This is a genomic window from Pseudomonas sp. LJDD11 (assembly GCF_024584215.1).
Lineage (GTDB): Bacteria > Pseudomonadota > Gammaproteobacteria > Pseudomonadales > Pseudomonadaceae > Aquipseudomonas.
This window is the reverse complement of sequence record NZ_JANJFL010000029.1, coordinates 57,717-74,815: the sequence shown is the minus strand read 5'-3', so window position 1 is coordinate 74,815 and position 17,099 is coordinate 57,717. Positions and strand designations below refer to the sequence as shown.

Below are 17,099 nucleotides of genomic sequence, written 5' to 3'. Positions count from 1 at the left end.
AGTCCGAAAGGTAGAGCCGGTTTGCGAATAAGAGAATGGACTTGCGTGTGCTGCGGTACAGCCCACGACCGCGATGTGAACGCGGCCCGGAACATTCTTGCGGCGGGGCATCGCCGTCTAGCGGTAGGAATCCCCGCTCTTTAGGGCGGGGAGGATGTCAAAGATTAATGCCGATCAGTTAAGGTCCAGTCGGTCAATGTGGGAGGCATCTTTGCTGGCGACAGGGCCAGTAAAACCAGCACATCAGCTACTGGTTCGCCGCTGAAGTCGCCAGCAGACCGGGGCGTCGGCCGGCTCCTCCCGGATGATCGGCATTAGTTCGGCAGATTGCCCTGCGCATGAGGGCTCACGTGCTGGGCCGCTTGTCAAACACATGACAAGCCTTGCCCTCAGACCGCTTGAGGGTATGAAACGGCTGGATCAGCACCCGTGAACTGATCCCGATATGGGTCTTGATCCGGCGCCCCAGCTCGTCGGCGACCTGTTGCTGCTGCGGGGCCGCCAGCCCTTGCAGGTCATGCTTGAGCTCAACATGCACATCGACGCTGTCCAGGTTGCCGTTACGATGCAGATGCAGCTCATAGACCTGGGCCAACTGGCCGATCTTGAGAATCTGCTCTTCGATCTGCGTCGGAAACACATTCACCCCGCGAATGATCAACATATCGTCACTGCGCCCTGTGATCTTGTCGATGCGCCGCATTGGCCGCGCTGTGCCCGGCAGCAACCGGGTCAGGTCGCGGGTGCGGTAGCGGACCATCGGCAGCGCTTCCTTGGACAGTGAGGTGAACACCAGTTCGCCCATTTCGCCGTCGGGCAACACCGCACCGGTCGCCGGGTCGATGATTTCCGGGTAGAAATGATCTTCCCAGACCGTCGGGCCGTCCTTGGTTTCGGCGCACTCCATGGCCACGCCCGGCCCCATGATCTCCGACAGGCCGTAGATATCCAGGGCGGTGATGCCCAGACGCTGTTCCATGGCGCGGCGCAGCTCGGCGGTCCACGGCTCGGCACCGAAAATCCCCAGGCGCAGTTTCAGTTGATGCGGGTCGATGCCCTGGCGTTCGAACTCATCGGCCAGGTTCAGCATGTAGGACGGCGTGACCATGATGATGTCGGGCTGGAAGTCCTGAATCAGTTGCACCTGCTTTTCGGTCTGCCCGCCCGACATCGGGATCACCGTGCAGCCCAGCCGCTCAGCGCCGTAGTGCGCGCCCAGTCCGCCGGTGAACAAACCGTACCCATAAGCGACATGCACTTTGTCGCCACGGCGGCCGCCTGCCGCACGAATCGAGCGGGCCACCACGTTGGCCCAAGTGTCGATATCGTTCTGGGTGTAGCCGACCACGGTCGGCTTGCCGGTGGTGCCACTGGAGGCATGCAGGCGCACCACCTCGCTCTGTGGCACGGCAAACATGCCGAAGGGGTAGTTGTCGCGCAGGTCGCTCTTGGCGGTAAACGGAAACTGGCTGAGGTCTTCCAGAGTACCCAGGTCATCGGGGTGCACGCCGCGTTCGTCAAAGCGCTGGCGGTACAGCGGCACATTGTCGTAGGCGTGCTTGAGACTCCAGCGCAGGCGGTCGAGCTGGTGCTGGCGCAACTGGTCGATGCTGGCGGTCTCGAGCGGGTCGAGCAAGGCGCTAGCGGGGCTATTGGCGGCGATCATGTTCATGGTTCACTCGGTTATTTTTATGTTTGAGTGCTGATGAGGAGAAGACTCCTCGCCTGGGTGGCCAATGGTGTTTATCGGTATCAGAGTCTTTCGATAATCAGCGCGATGCCCTGGCCGACGCCGATGCACAGGGTGCACAGCGCGTAGCGGCCCTGGCGGTTTTCCAGTTCATACAAGGCCGTGGTGACCAGTCGTGCACCGCTCATGCCCAATGGATGCCCCAGGGCAATGGCGCCGCCGTTGGGGTTGACCCGCGGGTCGTCGTCGGCCAGCCCCAGTTCGCGCAGCACGGCCAGGCTCTGGGCGGCGAAGGCTTCGTTGAGTTCGATGATGTCCATGTCGGCCAGGCTCAGGCCGGTCAGTTCCAGCACCTTGCGGGTTGCAGGGGCAGGGCCGATGCCCATTATCCGGGGTTCGACGCCTGCCGTGGCCATTCCTGCCACCCGCCCACGGGCCTTCAGGCCATGGCGGCGCGCCGCTGCCGGGCTGGCCAGCAACAGGGCGCAGGCGCCGTCGTTGACCCCTGAGGCATTGCCGGCGGTGATGCTGCCACCTTCGCGGAACGGAGTGCCGAGCCTGCTCAGTTGCTCCAGGCTGGTATCGGCGCGGGGATGCTCGTCCTGTTCAATGAGCCTGGCCGGGCCTTTGCGCTGGCTGATTGCAACGGCGGTGATTTCCTGTGCCAAGCGGCCATTGGCTTGCGCCGCAGCGGCCTTGTGCTGGCTGCGCAGGGCGAAGGCATCCTGGTCGGCGCGGGAAATATTGAACTGCGCTGCGACGTTCTCGGCAGTTTCCGGCATCGAATCGATACCGAACTGCGCCTTCAGCAGCGGATTGACGAAGCGCCAGCCAATGGTGGTGTCGAACAGCTCGGCAGCGCGGCCGAAGGCTTGCTCGGACTTGCCCATTACAAAGGGGGCGCGGGACATTGACTCGACGCCGCCGGCGATCAGCAGACCGGCTTCACCGGCACGAATCGCCCGAGCTGCACTGCCCACCGCATCCAGGCCCGAGCCACACAGGCGGTTGAGGGTGGTGCCCGCTACGCTGACCGGCAGGCCGGCAAGCAGTGCCGACATGCGCGCGACATTACGGTTGTCTTCACCGGCCTGATTGGCGCAGCCGTAGAACACGTCGTCGATCTGGCTGAAGTCCAGGTGTGGATGGCGCTGGATCAAGGCGCGAATCGGCACGGCGCCCAGATCGTCGGCGCGCACGCTGGCCAGCGCGCCGGCGTAGCGGCCGATGGGGGTGCGGATCGCGTCGATGATCAGCGCTTGAGGGTTCTGGGTATCACTCATCAGGAGTCTCCAGGTCGAGCAGGGTGCCGCGCACCTTGTAGGATTTGCCATGAAACAGGGCAATCAGCTGCCCGTGCTGGTTTTCGATACGCACGTCGTAGTTGCCGGTGCGGCCGCTGCGGCTCTGTTCACTGGCGCTGGCGGTGAGCAGGTCGTCGAGCTGCGCAGGCGCCACATAGTCGATGCTGCAGCCAATCGCTACGGTGACCGCGTTGTAGGTATTGCAGGCAAAGGCGAAGGCCGAGTCGGCCAGGGCAAACAGATGACCGCCATGGCAGGTGCCGACGCCCTGCAGCATGTCGGCACGTACCCGCATGCTCAGTTGTGCGCTGCCGGGGCCGACACTCAGCAGGTGCATGCCCATGGCCTGGCTGGCGGCGTCGCGTTCGTACAAGGTGCTGGCGCAGCGCTGCGCCAGTTGTTGAGGGTCAAGTGTCATGCAGGTGCCTCCCTTCGGTGGCGCGGCGGCGCAACAGCAGTGACGGGCGATAGCGTGGCTCAGCATAGGCGGCTTGCAGGTTGTCGAGGGTCGTCAGCAGCCGTTGCGGGCCGATGGCATCGGCCCAGGCCAGTGGTCCAAGCGGGTAGTTGACGCCGGCGCACATGGCCAGGTCGATGTCCGCTGCGCTGGCCACCCCGTGCAGCAGGGCATCGGCCGCCTCGTTGGCCAGCATCGCTACAGTACGCAGCACTGCCAGCGCCGGGGTGTCGCTGAGCAGGCTGACCTTGAACCCGGCACGCTGCAGCAGCGCCACGACCTGCTGGCAGGCCAGTACCGAGGTGTCGGCAGCGCAACTGATGGCGATGCGTGCGGCGCGGCGGTAATCCAGTGCCAGGTCGAACAGCAGCAGATTGTCGATGCCTTGTGCCTGGGCGCGCTGGCTGGCCAGCCGTCCGTCACTGAGCGCCAGCGTGGCCGTTCCGACCCGGATCACTCCGCTGCCGGCGCGTTGGGTGACCTGCACGCCGGCCTGTTGCAGGCGCGCAATCAGCGGCGCGGCAATGCCCAGATCGCCCTCCACTGCGCAGTTGTCAATGTGCAGCGGGCTGCTGATTTCCTGCGGCTGGGGGCGCTCTGCCGTCTCGCTGTAGTCATAGAAGCCGCGACCGCTCTTGCGTCCCAGATGGCCGGCATCGACCAGCTCCTTCTGGACCAGTGAAGGCTGGAAGCGCATGTCGCCGTGGTAAGCGTCGAACACCGAGCAGGTCACCGCGTAATTGACATCATGGCCGATCAGGTCGGTCAGCTCGAAGGCGCCCATGCGAAAGCCACCGGCATCGCGCAGCAGCGCGTCGAGGGTGGCGCAGTCGGCGGCGCCTTCCTGGAGCAGGCGCAGGCTTTCGGCATAAAACGGGCGTGCTACCCGGTTGACGATAAAGCCGGGTGTCGAGCGGGTGTGCACGGGCTGTTTGCCCCAGGCGTCGGCGGTGTCATACAGGCGCGCTGCCAGTTGCGGGTCGCTGGCCAGGCCCGAGACAATTTCGACCAGCGCCATGAGCGGTGCCGGATTGAAAAAGTGCATGCCGAATATCCGCTGTGGATGCTGGAGGCCGGCCGCCAGCCGGGTGAGCGACAATGACGACGTATTGCTGGCCAGGATGCAGTGGGCGCTGCAGATGCTTTCCAGTTGCTCGAACAGCTGGCGCTTGAGGTCGAGGTTTTCCACGATCGCTTCGATCACCAGCGCGGCGTCGGCCAGTGCTTGGAGGCTGTCTGCCGGTTGCAGGCGCGCGGCAATCACGCGGCGCTGCGAGGCATCCAGCTGGCCTTTGTCGACCAGCCGCGCCAGTTGCCGGTCAATCCCGCTAATGGCCTGGGCGGCGGCGCCCTGGCGGGTATCGAATAGCCAGACGCGATGACCGGCCTGCGCGGCCACCTGGGCAATCCCTGCGCCCATGGCGCCGGCGCCAATCACCGCGACGATGCTGCTGGTGTCCAGTGCGGTCATTGTTCAGCGTCCTTTGAAAGTCGCGGTGCGTTTGTTGATGAATGCCGATACGCCTTCGCGGTAATCCTCGCTGCGCCCGGCCAGGCGTTGCAGGTCGCGCTCCAGTTCCAGTTGCGCATCAAGGCTGTTGTGCGCACTGGCGTTGAGCGCGCGTTTGATCAGGGCCAGGCCGTAGGTGGGCTGGGTCGCCAGATGCCGGGCCAGCTTGAGGGCTTCGTCGCGCAGATCGGCATCGTCGTGTACCTGATAAATCAGCCCCCATTGCTCGGCCTGCTCGGCGCTCAGTTTGTTGCCAAGCAGGGCCAGTGCCTTGGCCCTGGCCATGCCCACCAGGCGCGGCAGGTGCCAGGTGCCACCGGAGTCGGGCACCAGGCCGATTTTGCAAAATGCCTGGATAAAACTTGCCGAGCGGGCGGCCAACACCAGGTCGCAAGCCAGCGGGATATTCGCCCCGGCACCGGCAGCCACGCCGTTGACCGCGCAGATCACCGGTAATGGCAGATCGCGCAGGCTGCGGATCAGCGGGTTATAGAATGTGTCGATGGACTCGCCCAGATCCGGCATCGCGCTGCCCGGTGCGACATTGCGGTCAGACAGGTCCTGGCCAGCACAGAAGCCCCGGCCTTCACCGGTGAGCAGCAGCACCCGTGCTGTGCTGCTTTGGCGAACCTGTTTGAGCGCTTCGCGCACTTGCAGATGCATGGCGGCATTGAAGCTATTGAGTTGCTCGGGGCGGTTGAGGCTAAGGAAGGCAACGCCGTCCTCGATGGAAAACAGGATGTGCTCAAAGTCCATGGCTGGAGCTCTCTGTGCAGGACGAAGGATTACCGGCCGGTGAACGCCGGAGCGCGTTTTGCCTGAAAGGCCTGAATGCCTTCGTTGCGGTCGGCGGTGCCGGCCAGCAAGGTGAAGGCATGGCGTTCGAAGCGCAGGCCGCTGGCCAGGTCAAGGTCCTGGGCCTTGAGCACGGCCTCCCTGGCCAGGCGGACCGCCAGCGGCGCTTTGCTGGCGATGACGCGGGCGATCTCCAGGGCCCGGTCAACGGTGAACTCCGGCTGGGTGAGCTCGCTGACCAGCCCGGCGCGCCGGGCGTGACGGGCATCGATCGGCAGGCCGGTAAGCACCATCTGCATCGCCAGTGACTTGCCCACCGCGTGCAGCAGGCGTTGGGTGCCGCCGGCGCCGGGCATGATGCCAAGGTTGATTTCCGGTTGCCCGAAACGGGCATCTTCACCGGCGATGATCACGTCGGCATGCATCGCCAGTTCACAGCCAGCGCCGAGGCAGAAGCCGTTGACGGCGGCGATCAGCGGTTTGCTAAAGGCGCCGATGCGTTGCCAGTGTGCCTGGCGTGGGTCGTCAAGGATGCCGACCATGTCGCGCTCTGCCATTTCGTGGATATCGGCGCCAGCGGCAAACGCTTTGCGGCTGCCGGTGATGACCACCGCCCGGATGTCAGGGTCTGCCGCTGCCACCTCAAGCGCCTCGGTCAGGTCACCCAGCAGCGCGGTGTTCAGGGCGTTCAGCGCCTCGGGCCGGTGCAGGGTCAGCAGCCGCACACCGGTCATCGGCGTGGTCATGACAAGGGTCTGAGGCATGGGGCAGTCCTCCGGCAGCAAGGGCGGTGTGAGCACCGCTGATTATTGGAAAGGCGCGCTCTGTGAGGCGGGCTGAAATGAGTATAGGCATAACGCGATACGGAAAAACAGATTTTTGTATTGGTTTTTGTGTCTAGTATGTTTGTTTTTATCCGATGTTTTTTAGTAAAAGCATTGTTTATTAGGTGTTTGTGTTGGTTTTTGCCTGGGTTTTTTAGGTCTTGATACGATACGTGTATCAATAATTTTCATTGATTTAAGGGTTGTTTTTATAGGAAGGTGGTGTGTCTGCAGCCCACCTGCCGGGCGTTCCCGGCCAGAGGATTACCCATGACCTGCTACAGCCTTGATGGCCTGACTCCGGTGGTTCATCCCACCGCTTATGTGCATCCTTCTGCGGTATTGATTGGTGATGTGATCATTGGCCCTGGCTGCTATGTCGGGCCGCTGGCCAGCCTGCGCGGCGATTTCGGGCGCATCGTGCTGGAGGAGGGCGCCAACCTGCAGGACACCTGCGTCATGCATGGTTTCCCTGACAGCGACACGGTGGTGGGGCGCAACGGCCATATCGGCCACGGCGCCGTGCTGCACGGTTGCTGTATCGGCGCGGATGTTCTGGTGGGTATCAATGCCGTGGTGATGGATGCAGCCCAAATCGGTGCGCGGTCATTTGTTGCCGCCGCCAGCCTGGTCAAGGCGAATTTCAGTTGCGCCGAGCAATCGCTGGTGATGGGCTCTCCGGCCAGCGTCAAACGCCTGCTCAGTGATGACGAGGTCGCCTGGAAACAGGCCGGTACCCGTGAGTATCAGGCGCTTGCCCGGCGCTGCCAGCACAGTCTGGTGGCGTGTGAACCGTTGCTGGAGGCCGAGCCAGACCGGCCCCGTATCAGTGCCAGTGCCCATCGGCCCAAGGCTGCCGGTTGATGGGCAGACTCGCGGCGATCGGTGGCGGGCGGTATATTCGGCATCCTTTTCGTTGTCCGGTAAGCCCATGTCGTCCCTTGCCCCGCTGAATCACCTTATCCAGCGCTTCCAGGAGCGCACCCCGATCCGCGCCAGTTCGTTGATCATCACCCTGTACGGCGATGCCATCGAACCTCATGGCGGCACGGTCTGGCTGGGCAGCCTGATCCAGTTGCTGGAGCCGGTGGGGATCAATGAGCGGCTGATCCGCACCTCGATCTTTCGCCTGAGCAAAGAGGGCTGGCTGAGCGCCGAAAAAGTCGGGCGCCGCAGCTATTACAGCCTAACCGGCACCGGGCGGCGGCGCTTCGAGCAAGCCTTCAAACGGGTGTACAGCGCCAGCGTCCCGGCCTGGGACGGTGCCTGGTGCCTGGTGATGCTGTCGCAATTGAGCGCCGATAAACGCAAACAGGTGCGTGAAGAGCTGGAGTGGCAGGGCTTTGCCGCTATCTCTACGACGGTGCTGGCCAGCCCGCGCTGTGACAAGGCGGAGCTCAATGCCAGCCTGCAAGCGCTCGATGCACTGGACGACAGCATCGTGTTCGAGACCAAGGCACAGGATGTGCTGGCGTCCAGAGCGCTGCGCATGCAGGTGCGCGAGAGCTGGAATATTGACGAGCTGGGCCGGCATTACAGTGAGTTCATCCAGTTGTTCCGGCCGTTGTGGCAGGCGCTGCGCGAGCAAGACAACCTCAGCGGCGCAGACTGCTTCCTGGCCCGGACCCTGTTGGTCCATGAATACCGTCGCCTGCTGCTGCGCGACCCGCAGTTGCCCGACCAGTTGCTGCCCGGCGACTGGGAAGGCCGCGCGGCGCGTCAGTTGTGCCGCAATATCTACCGACTGGTCTGCGGCAAGGCCGAAGAATGGCTGGCCGGTGTACTGGAAACCGCCGACGGCCCGTTGCCGGATGTGGGAGAAAATTTCTGGCAGCGCTTTGGCGGCTTGCGCTGAGCCAACGATATTGTTGAAACGCTCTGATTCGGTATTGGCTGCGCATCAACGCCTTGCAAACGAGTGGATTGTCTTTGCCAGCGCACGCTTTTTCTCGTAGCGTGCTGCTGTCGTCCTGCCTGTCGCCAGAGCGGCACCTTACATCGGGACTTCACGCCTTGACCGACCACCCAATCCAGAGCCTGCGCAACCGGCTGCAGAGCCTCGAAGACGAAAATGCCCGCCTGCGCCAGCAGATGGCGATCCTTGACCAGCAAGCCCAAAGCGCCCTGGCCCAGTCCCGAGAGCGCTATCGCTTTCTGTTCGACTCGATGGACGAGGGCTTTTGCATCATCGAGTTCTTCGACGGCCCGCACGGCCCGCTCAGCGACTACATCCACATTGAGGCCAACGCGGCCTACGCCTTTCACGCCGGGATCAGCAATGTGGTCGGCCAGAAAGTGCGCGAGATGGTCGGTGCCGAAGCCGATGGCTGGGTGCAGTTGTACGGTGAAGTGCTGCGCACCGGCGAGCCGATCCGCTTCGAGCGCGAACTGGTCGCCACCGGGCGCTACCTGGCATTGGCGGCGTTTCGTATCGAACCGGCCAGTTGCCGGCAGGTTGCCGTGCTATTTCAGGACATCACCGCCCGCAGACGTGCCGAGCTGGCCCTGCAGCAGTTGAACGAGACCCTGGAAAGCCGCGTGCGTGATGCGGTGGCCGAGCGCAATGTGCTGGCCGATGTGGTCAATGGCACTGACGCGCGCATCCATGTGATTGATCGGAACTATCGCTGGCTGGCAATCAACGCGGTGGCGGTCTGGGAGTTCGAGCGGCTGTACGGCGTCAAACCCCAGGTTGGCGAGAGTATTCTTGACGCGCTGCAGGGCCAGCCTGAGGTGCGCGAAAAGGTGCGCAAGCTCTGGGGCCGGGTGCTGGCGGGCGAGGAATTCATTGAGATCACCCACTTCGGTGAACAACACCGTCACTATGAAATTCGCTACAGCTCCTTGCGCGACGCTGACGGGCAACCGGTGGGCGCCTACCTGTTTGCCTATGACATCAGTGAGCGACTGCGCGAGCAGGAGCGTTTGAAGCAGGCCGAGGAAGCGCTGCGCCAGTCACAGAAAATGGAAGCGGTCGGTCAGTTGACCGGCGGCATCGCGCATGACTTCAACAACCTGCTGACCGGTATCAACGGCGCGCTGGAACTGTTGCGTACGCGCCTGACCCAGGGGCGCTATAACGATATTGATCGCTATGCGGCCACTGCCCAGGACGCCGCTCGCCGTGCGGCCTCGCTGACTCACCGTTTACTGGCTTTTTCCAGGCGCCAGACGCTGGACCCCAAAGCGGTGGACGTCAATCGTCTGGTCGGCAGCATGGAAGAGCTGGTGCGGCGTTCGGTCGGGCCGCACATTGCCGTGGAAGTGGTGACCGCCATCGGTCTGTGGTCGACGTTCATTGATGCACCGCAGCTGGAAAATGCCTTGCTCAATCTGTGTCTCAACGCCCGGGATGCGATGCCGAACGGCGGCCGGATTACCATTGAGACGGCCAATAAGTGGATCGATGAGCGCGAATCGAGGGTTCGTGACCTGTCGCCTGGGCAGTACTTGTCGTTATGTGTGACCGACACCGGGACCGGCATGACTCCAGAGATCATCTCGCGGGCCTTCGACCCGTTTTTCACCACCAAGCCGCTGGGGCAGGGCACCGGGCTGGGGCTGTCGATGGTCTATGGCTTTGTCCGCCAGTCGGGCGGCCAGGTGCGGATTTATTCCGAGCCCGGTCAGGGCACGACCATGTGCCTGTACTTGCCGCGTCACTATCAGGATGAGGTGGCGGATGAGCCTGACGAGCAGGCCGGTGAGGTCGCTCAGGCACCGTCGCTGCGCACGGTGATGATCGTTGACGATGAACCGACCATTCGCATGCTGGTCAGCGAAGTGCTCGAAGACCGCGGCTACGCGGTGATCGAGGCGCCGGAAGGCGCCAGCGCATTGCGGTTACTGGAAAGTGATATCCGGGTCGATCTGCTTGTGACCGATGTCGGCTTGCCGGGCGGCATGAATGGCCGGCAGTTGGCCGATGCGGCACGCTCGCTGCGCCCGCAGCTGAGCGTGCTGTTCATCACCGGTTATGCGGAAAACGCCATTATCGGCAATGGCCACCTCGACCCCGGCATGTGGATCATGACCAAACCCTTCACCATGGAGGCCTTCGCGGCGCGTATTTTCGACATGCTGGAGCGCGAGGGTTAAGTCTCGGTAGCGTTCCCGATGGAAAGTAAGCTTTACATCTGGCAGTCTCTGAGGCAGGGTGTAAAGCGTGCTTTACATTGACGAGGTTTTTTCATGAGTCCCTACTTGCGCGAGTTTGGCCTGGCCATGGGCTGCTATATGCTGGTTTTGCTGATTTCTCTGCTGATGTTGACCGTCGATGGCCTGGGCGCTGCGACCCGCATCGCCATCAGTGTCGCACCGGTATTGCCTTGCCTGTTGGTGTGTTGGGCAGTGGTCCGGCAACTGCGGCGGATGGATGAGCTGCAACTGCGCATTCAGTTCGAGGCACTGGGTTTTGCTTTTGCGGCCAGCGCATTACTGACCTTCAGCTACGGTTTTCTGGAAAACGTCGGCCTGCCAAAGCTGTCACTGTTTGTGGTCTGGCCACTGATGGCGGCGATGTGGATGCTGGGCCTGTTGATCGCTTCGCGGCGCTACCGGTGAACAATCGGCTCAAGGTGCTGCGCGCCGAGCGGCGCTGGTCTCAGGAGGATCTGGCCAGCCGCCTGGGCGTATCGCGGCAGACCGTCAACGCCATCGAGAATGGCCGCTACGACCCCAGCCTGCCCCTGGCGTTCCAGATATCGCGGGTATTTGGCCTGCCCATCGAGGCGATTTTCCAGGATCAGGACGCTGTGCCGACCAACTGAGCTAACCCGCCTGCCCAGGGCGGCTGGCCGGCTGGGTGGCCTGGGTCCGTGGTGTGGGGGTGCGCAGCAGCGCCTGGAGGGCTTCGCTGTAGGCCTGACGGCCCAGGCGCATGCTGTTGTTGTGGCTGCCGCCGGGCACCAGCAAGAGTTTTTTCGGCTCTACGGCGGCGGCATAGAGTTGCTCACTGAAGCGCGGCGGCACGTAGCGGTCGTCCGTGCCGTGGACGATCAGCACCGGCATGTGGATGTCAGCGATCTTGTCTTGCGAGTCGAACTTCTGCGACAGCAGCCAGCGCACCGGCAGTGAGGTATAGCTGCTGGCGATCGCGGTAGCGACGTCGGCAAGGTTGGTGAAGGTCGACTCGATGACCAGTGCCCGAGCTTGTGGCAGATCTTCCTGGCCCAGTTCTGCGGCCAGGTCCACGGCCACCGCGCCACCGAGCGAGTGGCCGTAGATCAGGCGGCGGTCAGGGTCCGGTTGCAGCAGTTTGAGCCGCTGCCAGGCAATGCGTGCGTCTTCATATACGCTTTTCTCCGATGGCAGCTCGCCTTTGCTCTGGCCGAAACCGCGGTAGTCGATGGCCAATACCGAGAAGCCCAAGGCACGCAGTTGCTCGATACGGAACAACTGACCGGTCAGGTTCCAGCGTGAGCCATGCAGATAAAGCACAGCCGGGGCATCCTTGCGCGGCGCGGGCCACCACCAGGCGTGAATGTTTTGTGCAGGACCGAAGTCGGGGGCCTTGAGTTCCAGTTCCTGAACCCCGGCTGGCAGGCCGCCGTACCAACTGGCGGTGCCCGGTTCGATACGAAACACCAGTTCGCGCTCTTTGCGTTCGAGCAAGGTGCAACCTACGGGCAGGCCGATGATGATCAGGGTCATCAACACCCAGGTCAGGCGACGAAGTCCGCGACGGGCAGGCAAATCTGAAGGCATGTTGAATCCCGTAACCAAAATGACATAGATGCCGTTTATAGGGTGGCATTGCACGATAGTGCAGGAAAGATCGGTTACAGAATATTGCTCATCGCCCGGTACGCCCCGCTGCCCGGCAATCAATGGGCGGTGCAGGTGGCAGCTCCCGGTCTTGTTATCGACCGGTTAGCCGACAGACAGATGCGCGCAGGTGGCCAGAGGGTGCTGTACTGACAGGTGCGCAGGCAGAGCGAAAGTGGTCCGCACGCGGGCTTGGCTGATTGCCACCCGACGGGGTTGTGAAAGGCCTGGCACGCTCACTCAGGCCGGTTGAGCGTTCGGCGCATGCTAAGCGGGCAGTGATTTCGAGCGGCCATAAAGCTGCTCAGTGATAAGGCACAATGCAACTGCGCACCCGACCGTTGGCACAATGCGCTATGGTGCACCCTCCAGTTTCTTCAAGAGGTTATTGCCCATGCTGCTTTACCGTGCTCTGGAAGAGAAAGACGTCGCCGCCGTCTGCGCCTTGCCACAGAATGCCGACGAACTGTTCTACATGTTCCCCCGGGCGAGCTGGCCGCTGACCGCGGCGCAATTGCACGAATCGCTTGAGCAGCGTTCAGACCCGACGGTGATCGAGAACAACGGTGAAGTGGTGGGCTACGCCAACTTTGTGCGCTGTGATTTTCGCGGTCGCTGCACGTTGGGCAATGTCATCATCGCTGCCCGCGCACGCAGTAAAGGCGTGGGCCGTTATCTGATCGGCTGCATGGCTGAAATTGCGTTCGATAAACACGAGGCCAAGGAAATGACCGCTTCGTGCTTCAACCACAACGTCACCGGCCTGCTGTTTTACTCCCGTCTGGGGCTGCGTCCTTTTGCGATTGAAGAGCGCCGCGACAAGCAGGGCGCTTCGGTGGCGTTGATTCATTTAAGGTTGTTGCGGCCGGAGTGATGAGGCCGTGTGTTGGATGGCGGTCTTAAAGACCGCCTGCTTGATAGTTTTTAACAACTCAGGTTCATTGTTTAACAAGGTGTATTCGAACCGTTGTTCAATAAAACGGTGAAACGATTTTTCAATGACCCACTGTCGGATAAGTAGCATAATGCTGGCTCGTTAGTCGGATGTTGATTGCTCCACTTTCGGGCGGCGCGTATAAGGGTTGAAGATCGCCGCTGGTTTGGCGGTAATCCTTAAAGTCAGAATATTTTCTGATTATAACTTTTGATTGGACAATAAGCGTAAGTGTGCAGGGTTAAACCTGTTGTGCTTGCAAATAAGGAGATGGCTAATGATCGCTTGTGGACTGTCTACTCTTGAGCTGAGAAGTATCGTGGAAGGCGCTTTTCTGCCTTTGAACTGCACCTGCACCATTGCGCAGGATCAGTCGATGACCGTACAGATCACTGAACCCAGTACCGGCCAGGTCAATCTGTTCGTCACCGGCATTTCCCTGGGCCGGTTGAATACCAGTCGTGAGATCAGCAACCTGGTGGCTGAACTGCGCGACGAATTGCACAGTGTCGCCCAGCCCCAACTCTACTCGCGCATGGCCTGAGTAACCGTTACGGCTGTGCTTCGGTCGACGCCTGTGTGCGTCGACCGTCAGGTTTACGGCGTCGGTTCTCTGCGCCGTGCTTGCCGGGTGATTAGTAAATACTACTTATCGACCTTTTTTCGTGGTCTGGTCCTGAACAGCGCCCAATGGACCCGATCTTACGATTTTCTCCAACCAGTCAATCACTGGATCCTGCCTGATTCAATCTTGCATCCGCTGCGGTTTATTTGACTCTTTTTACGTTGTTTGAAATTATTCGCCCAGCTCGCCATTTAACTGGCGGCGGCTTGCTTCTCTCCCTCTCGGTGTTTTATTGCCCTGCATTCAACAGGTCGGCGGTAGCGTGGCCGGCGTTTTTGTTTGAATCGAGTTTCATATCGGAAAGTCCGCAACTATCTCCCGGTCCGGTCAGGCCGTTGTGGCGGGATGGCGTCTGTCTTTAATTTCTCCACCGACCTGTATGCAGACAACTTGTAACAGGTCAGACAAGGAAGCCATTATGTTCGAAGATCATTTAGACACTGAGTGTGCCTGCGTCGTGGGCGGCGCCGGGTTGGCGGGCATGGGCTTTTTATTCAATGCGTTGAAGACCGGAGTGCTGCCACAGTTGTGTCGCGACGGTCTGATTGTCGTCGACGCCAGTGACCGCCCCGGTGTCGGCAGCCTGGGGCAGTACCGGATTACCGCCAATTCGGTCGGCGATGTTTTCATTGATTGCCTGCGCGATCCCCGCCTGGCGAGCATTTTCGAGCCACTGGAATACTCGCCGGCCTATTGGCGGATCCGCCGTCAGGCTGACAGCGCGCCGCCGTTGGCTGAGGTCGGCGAACTGATGGCCGAGGCCCACCGGCTGGTGCTTGAGCATATCGTCAAGCATTTCGGGGTCAGGATATGGCACAGCACCGCTATTACCGCCGTCACCTGGCAGCCTGGCGAGGTCCACCTGCTGGTTGAAACCGCCGGTTTTGAACGGCGTATCCGCTGCCGTGCACTGGTGCTCAATCTGGGCGGCCGGCAAACGCCGCAGCATCTGTGTGCGGGCCTGGCTGCGCATGGCTTGAGCCTGCCTGCGGCAGCCGACGTGCTGGGGTCAGATGTGCTGTTGCGCATGAACGCGGTGCAGATTCGCGAGCGGTTGGTGCCGGTGCTGGCTGCCGGGCGACGCATCAGTGTGATCGGCGGTTCGCACAGTGCGTTTTCGGTTCTGGAAAACCTTGCCGATGCGCTGGAGTTTGCCGGTCTGCAGGAACTGACCCTGATTCACCGCAACCCTGTGCGGTTGTTCTATGAATGCGCCGAACAGGCCCACGCGCAAGGTTATGACTTCGATGCGCAACGTGATGTCTGCCCGGTCTCGGGGCGTATCAATCGCTCCGGCGGGTTACGTTACCGGGCCCAGCAAATCGGTCGTGAAGTGCTGCACAACGGCCGGGTCGGCAAAACCGGCGTGACCGTCCGGCGTGCCCAGTTGCAAGGTGGCGCACCGGCTGATCTGGAGCTGGCGGCTCAGGCACTGGGCGAGTCTGGTGCGGTGATCCAGTGCACCGGTTATCAGCCGGTATTGCCGCAGCTGTATCATTCCGACAACACGTCGATTCAATTGCGTCAGGCCAATGGCGGGCTGGACGCCAACGCTCAAGGCTGCCCACAGGATCAGGACGGACGTCGGCTGGACGGCATCTATCTGTTCGGCATCGGTGCCGGTCTGGCGCCAGACCCTCAACTGGGCAGCGAGCAGGCGTTTGAAGGGCGTATCTACGGTGTCTGGCAGTTCCACCACACCGCCAGCAGCGCCGTGCTCGAAGCGGTGCTGGCACGTGTGCAGCGCCTGGCCCGCAAGCCGGAGCCGGCACGACCGTCGTTGGTGCAGACCCTCGATGAGCGCATGCACCTGCTATTACCGGGGCTGTCCGGGAAAGTCTGAGAGGCTGCTGGCTGTTTCAGGTGCGGACCTGATCGGGTTGTGCAGGCTTTTTCCAGCGATTGGCTACTATTAGGCTTTCAGTTTTCTACCGAGGAGGCCTGTTCATGCCAGTCAAACATGATTTATTCGCGGACCTGAATCTGGATAAAGAAGCGGTGCTGGCACGTGGCAAGGCCGATGAGCGCTTACAGCAGCTCCTCGACGACTACCGGCATGCCGACCTGCAGGTCGTGGATGCCGAGAAGGGCATCGCCGGCGGGATTGGCGATGACCAACTGAAAAAACTCAAGGAGCATCGACTGCTGATCAAGGACCGGATCGTCCAGCGCCTTGAACTGCATGGCTGAGAGCCGGCGGCCCTGCCTGGCGAGCAGGGCCGCGAGGCGGTTCAGAGTGCCGCGCCGCGCGCCGGTGAGGCAGGAAGCTGGCGCGCCCATTGCCGCTCGCCGGGCGGCAGGTTTTGGCCAATCGCGGCGCCCAGGGCGATTGCGACGCCGGCCAGGGCCAGGGGTTGCTGGTGCAGTAAGTCAGTCATCCCCGATTGCAACCGCTGCCCCTGCTGACGCAGATTCAGGTCACCCAACTGGCTGGCCTTGTCTTTGAGGTTCGAAGCGCCGGCCTGGAGTTTGTCTTTCAGGCTGTCCACACCGTTACCCACCGTGCTGGCTGACGAACGGTCTGCGGTACTGCGCTGGCCGAGCATCAGCCAGGCGATGCTGACCGACAGCAACACGGCGGGCAGGGGATTTTGCTTGATGTTCTGACCCAGATTGCCAGCAAGTTCGCCGCCGTTTTCCCGGGCGTAGGCGAGGGTCTGGTCAATCCACTGGCCGGGTGACATTTTCTTTTCCAGCGCTTCGACAATCTGATCGATGCTGGAGCGTTGTTCATCGACTTCGCGCTGGAGCTGCTCAGGGCTGCCGGTGCTGTTGTTTGTGCTCATGATGCTTTCCTCTGGATAACATCTTTGTCTTTGTTAAACGCCTCGACCGTGCGCTCCGGGGTCAGGCTGGTCAGTTTGAGCTGACGGTTGCCGGCCTTGAGCATCATCATGCCGCCGGCCATTGCCGCGATCCCGACCAATAGCGCTGCCAGCCAGGACGCGAGCCACCAGGCCAGGATCTGGACCACGCCCAGCAGCAGGATCACCAGGCCTGCGAGCATCAGCATGATGCCGCCGGCAATCTCCTTACCGCCGGCCTGGGCCGTATTTAACGATTCACGGAACTCGGCCTTGGCCAGTGCGATTTCCTTGCTTATCAGTACCGGCACTTCATGCACCAACTGGCCGACCAGGCCAAGGATCGAGGTGTCGTTGTCAGGACCGGGTGCTTGTGGGGTGTCAGTCATC

General features: G+C 61.8%; 19 protein-coding genes. 10 read left to right on the top strand and 9 right to left on the bottom strand.

The genetic code is table 11. The annotated features are described in order from the left end of the window. Nucleotides 1-21: 21 nt before the first annotated feature. Nucleotides 22-144: a zinc ribbon domain-containing protein gene (locus NRB16_RS25035; protein ID WP_306456403.1), complete on the top strand. Its 123-nt coding sequence runs from the start codon at nt 22-24 to the stop codon at nt 142-144. A 202-nt stretch (nt 145-346) separates the two neighbouring features. On the opposite strand, the gene paaK is transcribed toward NRB16_RS25035, so the two are convergent. From paaK to paaF, 6 genes are all read right to left on the bottom strand, one after another. After that, a complete protein-coding gene (gene paaK / locus NRB16_RS25030) occupies nt 347-1,672 on the bottom strand; it encodes a phenylacetate--CoA ligase PaaK (protein WP_257107197.1) in 1,326 nt (441 codons plus the stop codon). A gap of 80 nt (nt 1,673-1,752) precedes the next feature. Continuing rightward, complete coding sequence (gene pcaF, locus NRB16_RS25025; protein ID WP_257107196.1) at nt 1,753-2,973, bottom strand: 3-oxoadipyl-CoA thiolase; 1,221 nt, start codon at nt 2,971-2,973, stop codon at nt 1,753-1,755. Then, a complete protein-coding gene (gene paaI / locus NRB16_RS25020; RefSeq protein ID WP_257107195.1) occupies nt 2,966-3,412 on the bottom strand; it encodes a hydroxyphenylacetyl-CoA thioesterase PaaI in 447 nt (148 codons plus the stop codon). The genes pcaF and paaI overlap by 8 nt, the downstream gene beginning before the upstream one ends. Further along, on the bottom strand, nt 3,402-4,922 hold the full coding sequence (paaH, locus tag NRB16_RS25015; protein ID WP_257107194.1) for a 3-hydroxyacyl-CoA dehydrogenase PaaH: 1,521 nt from the start codon (nt 4,920-4,922) through the stop codon (nt 3,402-3,404). Before paaH ends, paaI begins: the two co-directional genes overlap by 11 nt. A gap of 3 nt (nt 4,923-4,925) precedes the next feature. Continuing rightward, nucleotides 4,926-5,717, bottom strand: a complete 792-nt coding sequence (gene paaG, locus NRB16_RS25010) for a 2-(1,2-epoxy-1,2-dihydrophenyl)acetyl-CoA isomerase PaaG (protein WP_045489674.1) — start codon at nt 5,715-5,717, stop codon at nt 4,926-4,928. Between the two features lie 29 nt (nt 5,718-5,746). Further along, a complete protein-coding gene (gene paaF, locus NRB16_RS25005; protein ID WP_257107193.1) occupies nt 5,747-6,520 on the bottom strand; it encodes a 2,3-dehydroadipyl-CoA hydratase PaaF in 774 nt (257 codons plus the stop codon). Between the two features lie 330 nt (nt 6,521-6,850). Between paaF and paaY the strand changes: the two genes are divergently transcribed. From paaY to NRB16_RS24980, 5 genes are all read left to right on the top strand, one after another. After that, on the top strand, nt 6,851-7,444 hold the full coding sequence (gene paaY / locus NRB16_RS25000; protein WP_253140156.1) for a phenylacetic acid degradation protein PaaY: 594 nt from the start codon (nt 6,851-6,853) through the stop codon (nt 7,442-7,444). A gap of 67 nt (nt 7,445-7,511) precedes the next feature. Then, on the top strand, nt 7,512-8,435 hold the full coding sequence (paaX, locus tag NRB16_RS24995; protein ID WP_253140157.1) for a phenylacetic acid degradation operon negative regulatory protein PaaX: 924 nt from the start codon (nt 7,512-7,514) through the stop codon (nt 8,433-8,435). Between the two features lie 311 nt (nt 8,436-8,746). Beyond that, nucleotides 8,747-10,678: a PAS domain-containing protein gene (locus NRB16_RS24990; protein ID WP_373568506.1), complete on the top strand. Its 1,932-nt coding sequence runs from the start codon at nt 8,747-8,749 to the stop codon at nt 10,676-10,678. A gap of 93 nt (nt 10,679-10,771) precedes the next feature. Beyond that, nucleotides 10,772-11,143, top strand: coding sequence for a hypothetical protein (locus NRB16_RS24985; RefSeq protein ID WP_045489685.1), 372 nt, complete (start codon nt 10,772-10,774; stop codon nt 11,141-11,143). Then, nucleotides 11,140-11,349 (top strand): helix-turn-helix transcriptional regulator, encoded by a 210-nt coding sequence (locus tag NRB16_RS24980; RefSeq protein ID WP_045489688.1) that lies wholly within the window; start codon nt 11,140-11,142, stop codon nt 11,347-11,349. Before NRB16_RS24985 ends, NRB16_RS24980 begins: the two co-directional genes overlap by 4 nt. Before the next feature lies 1 nt (nt 11,350). Here NRB16_RS24980 and NRB16_RS24975 read toward each other — a convergent pair whose 3' ends face one another. Beyond that, nucleotides 11,351-12,286: an alpha/beta hydrolase gene (locus NRB16_RS24975; RefSeq protein ID WP_045489691.1), complete on the bottom strand. Its 936-nt coding sequence runs from the start codon at nt 12,284-12,286 to the stop codon at nt 11,351-11,353. A gap of 454 nt (nt 12,287-12,740) precedes the next feature. Between NRB16_RS24975 and NRB16_RS24970 the strand changes: the two genes are divergently transcribed. The 4 genes from NRB16_RS24970 (at nt 12,741) to NRB16_RS24955 (ending at nt 16,095) form a co-directional block, all read left to right on the top strand. Then, nucleotides 12,741-13,220: a GNAT family N-acetyltransferase gene (locus NRB16_RS24970; protein WP_045489693.1), complete on the top strand. Its 480-nt coding sequence runs from the start codon at nt 12,741-12,743 to the stop codon at nt 13,218-13,220. 337 nt (nt 13,221-13,557) lie between these two features. Beyond that, nucleotides 13,558-13,824, top strand: coding sequence for a DUF1652 domain-containing protein (locus NRB16_RS24965; RefSeq protein WP_045489696.1), 267 nt, complete (start codon nt 13,558-13,560; stop codon nt 13,822-13,824). A 499-nt stretch (nt 13,825-14,323) separates the two neighbouring features. Then, on the top strand, nt 14,324-15,748 hold the full coding sequence (locus tag NRB16_RS24960; RefSeq protein WP_257107190.1) for a lysine N(6)-hydroxylase/L-ornithine N(5)-oxygenase family protein: 1,425 nt from the start codon (nt 14,324-14,326) through the stop codon (nt 15,746-15,748). Between the two features lie 104 nt (nt 15,749-15,852). Next, nucleotides 15,853-16,095, top strand: coding sequence for a DUF465 domain-containing protein (locus tag NRB16_RS24955; RefSeq protein ID WP_045489700.1), 243 nt, complete (start codon nt 15,853-15,855; stop codon nt 16,093-16,095). A gap of 41 nt (nt 16,096-16,136) precedes the next feature. Here the strand turns inward: NRB16_RS24955 and NRB16_RS24950 are convergent, their stop codons facing one another. Both NRB16_RS24950 and NRB16_RS24945 read right to left on the bottom strand, forming a co-directional pair. Next, complete coding sequence (locus NRB16_RS24950) at nt 16,137-16,691, bottom strand: DUF3618 domain-containing protein (protein WP_257107189.1); 555 nt, start codon at nt 16,689-16,691, stop codon at nt 16,137-16,139. Beyond that, a complete protein-coding gene (locus NRB16_RS24945) occupies nt 16,688-17,098 on the bottom strand; it encodes a phage holin family protein (RefSeq protein WP_253117314.1) in 411 nt (136 codons plus the stop codon). The genes NRB16_RS24950 and NRB16_RS24945 overlap by 4 nt, the downstream gene beginning before the upstream one ends. Nucleotide 17,099: the final 1 nt, after the last annotated feature.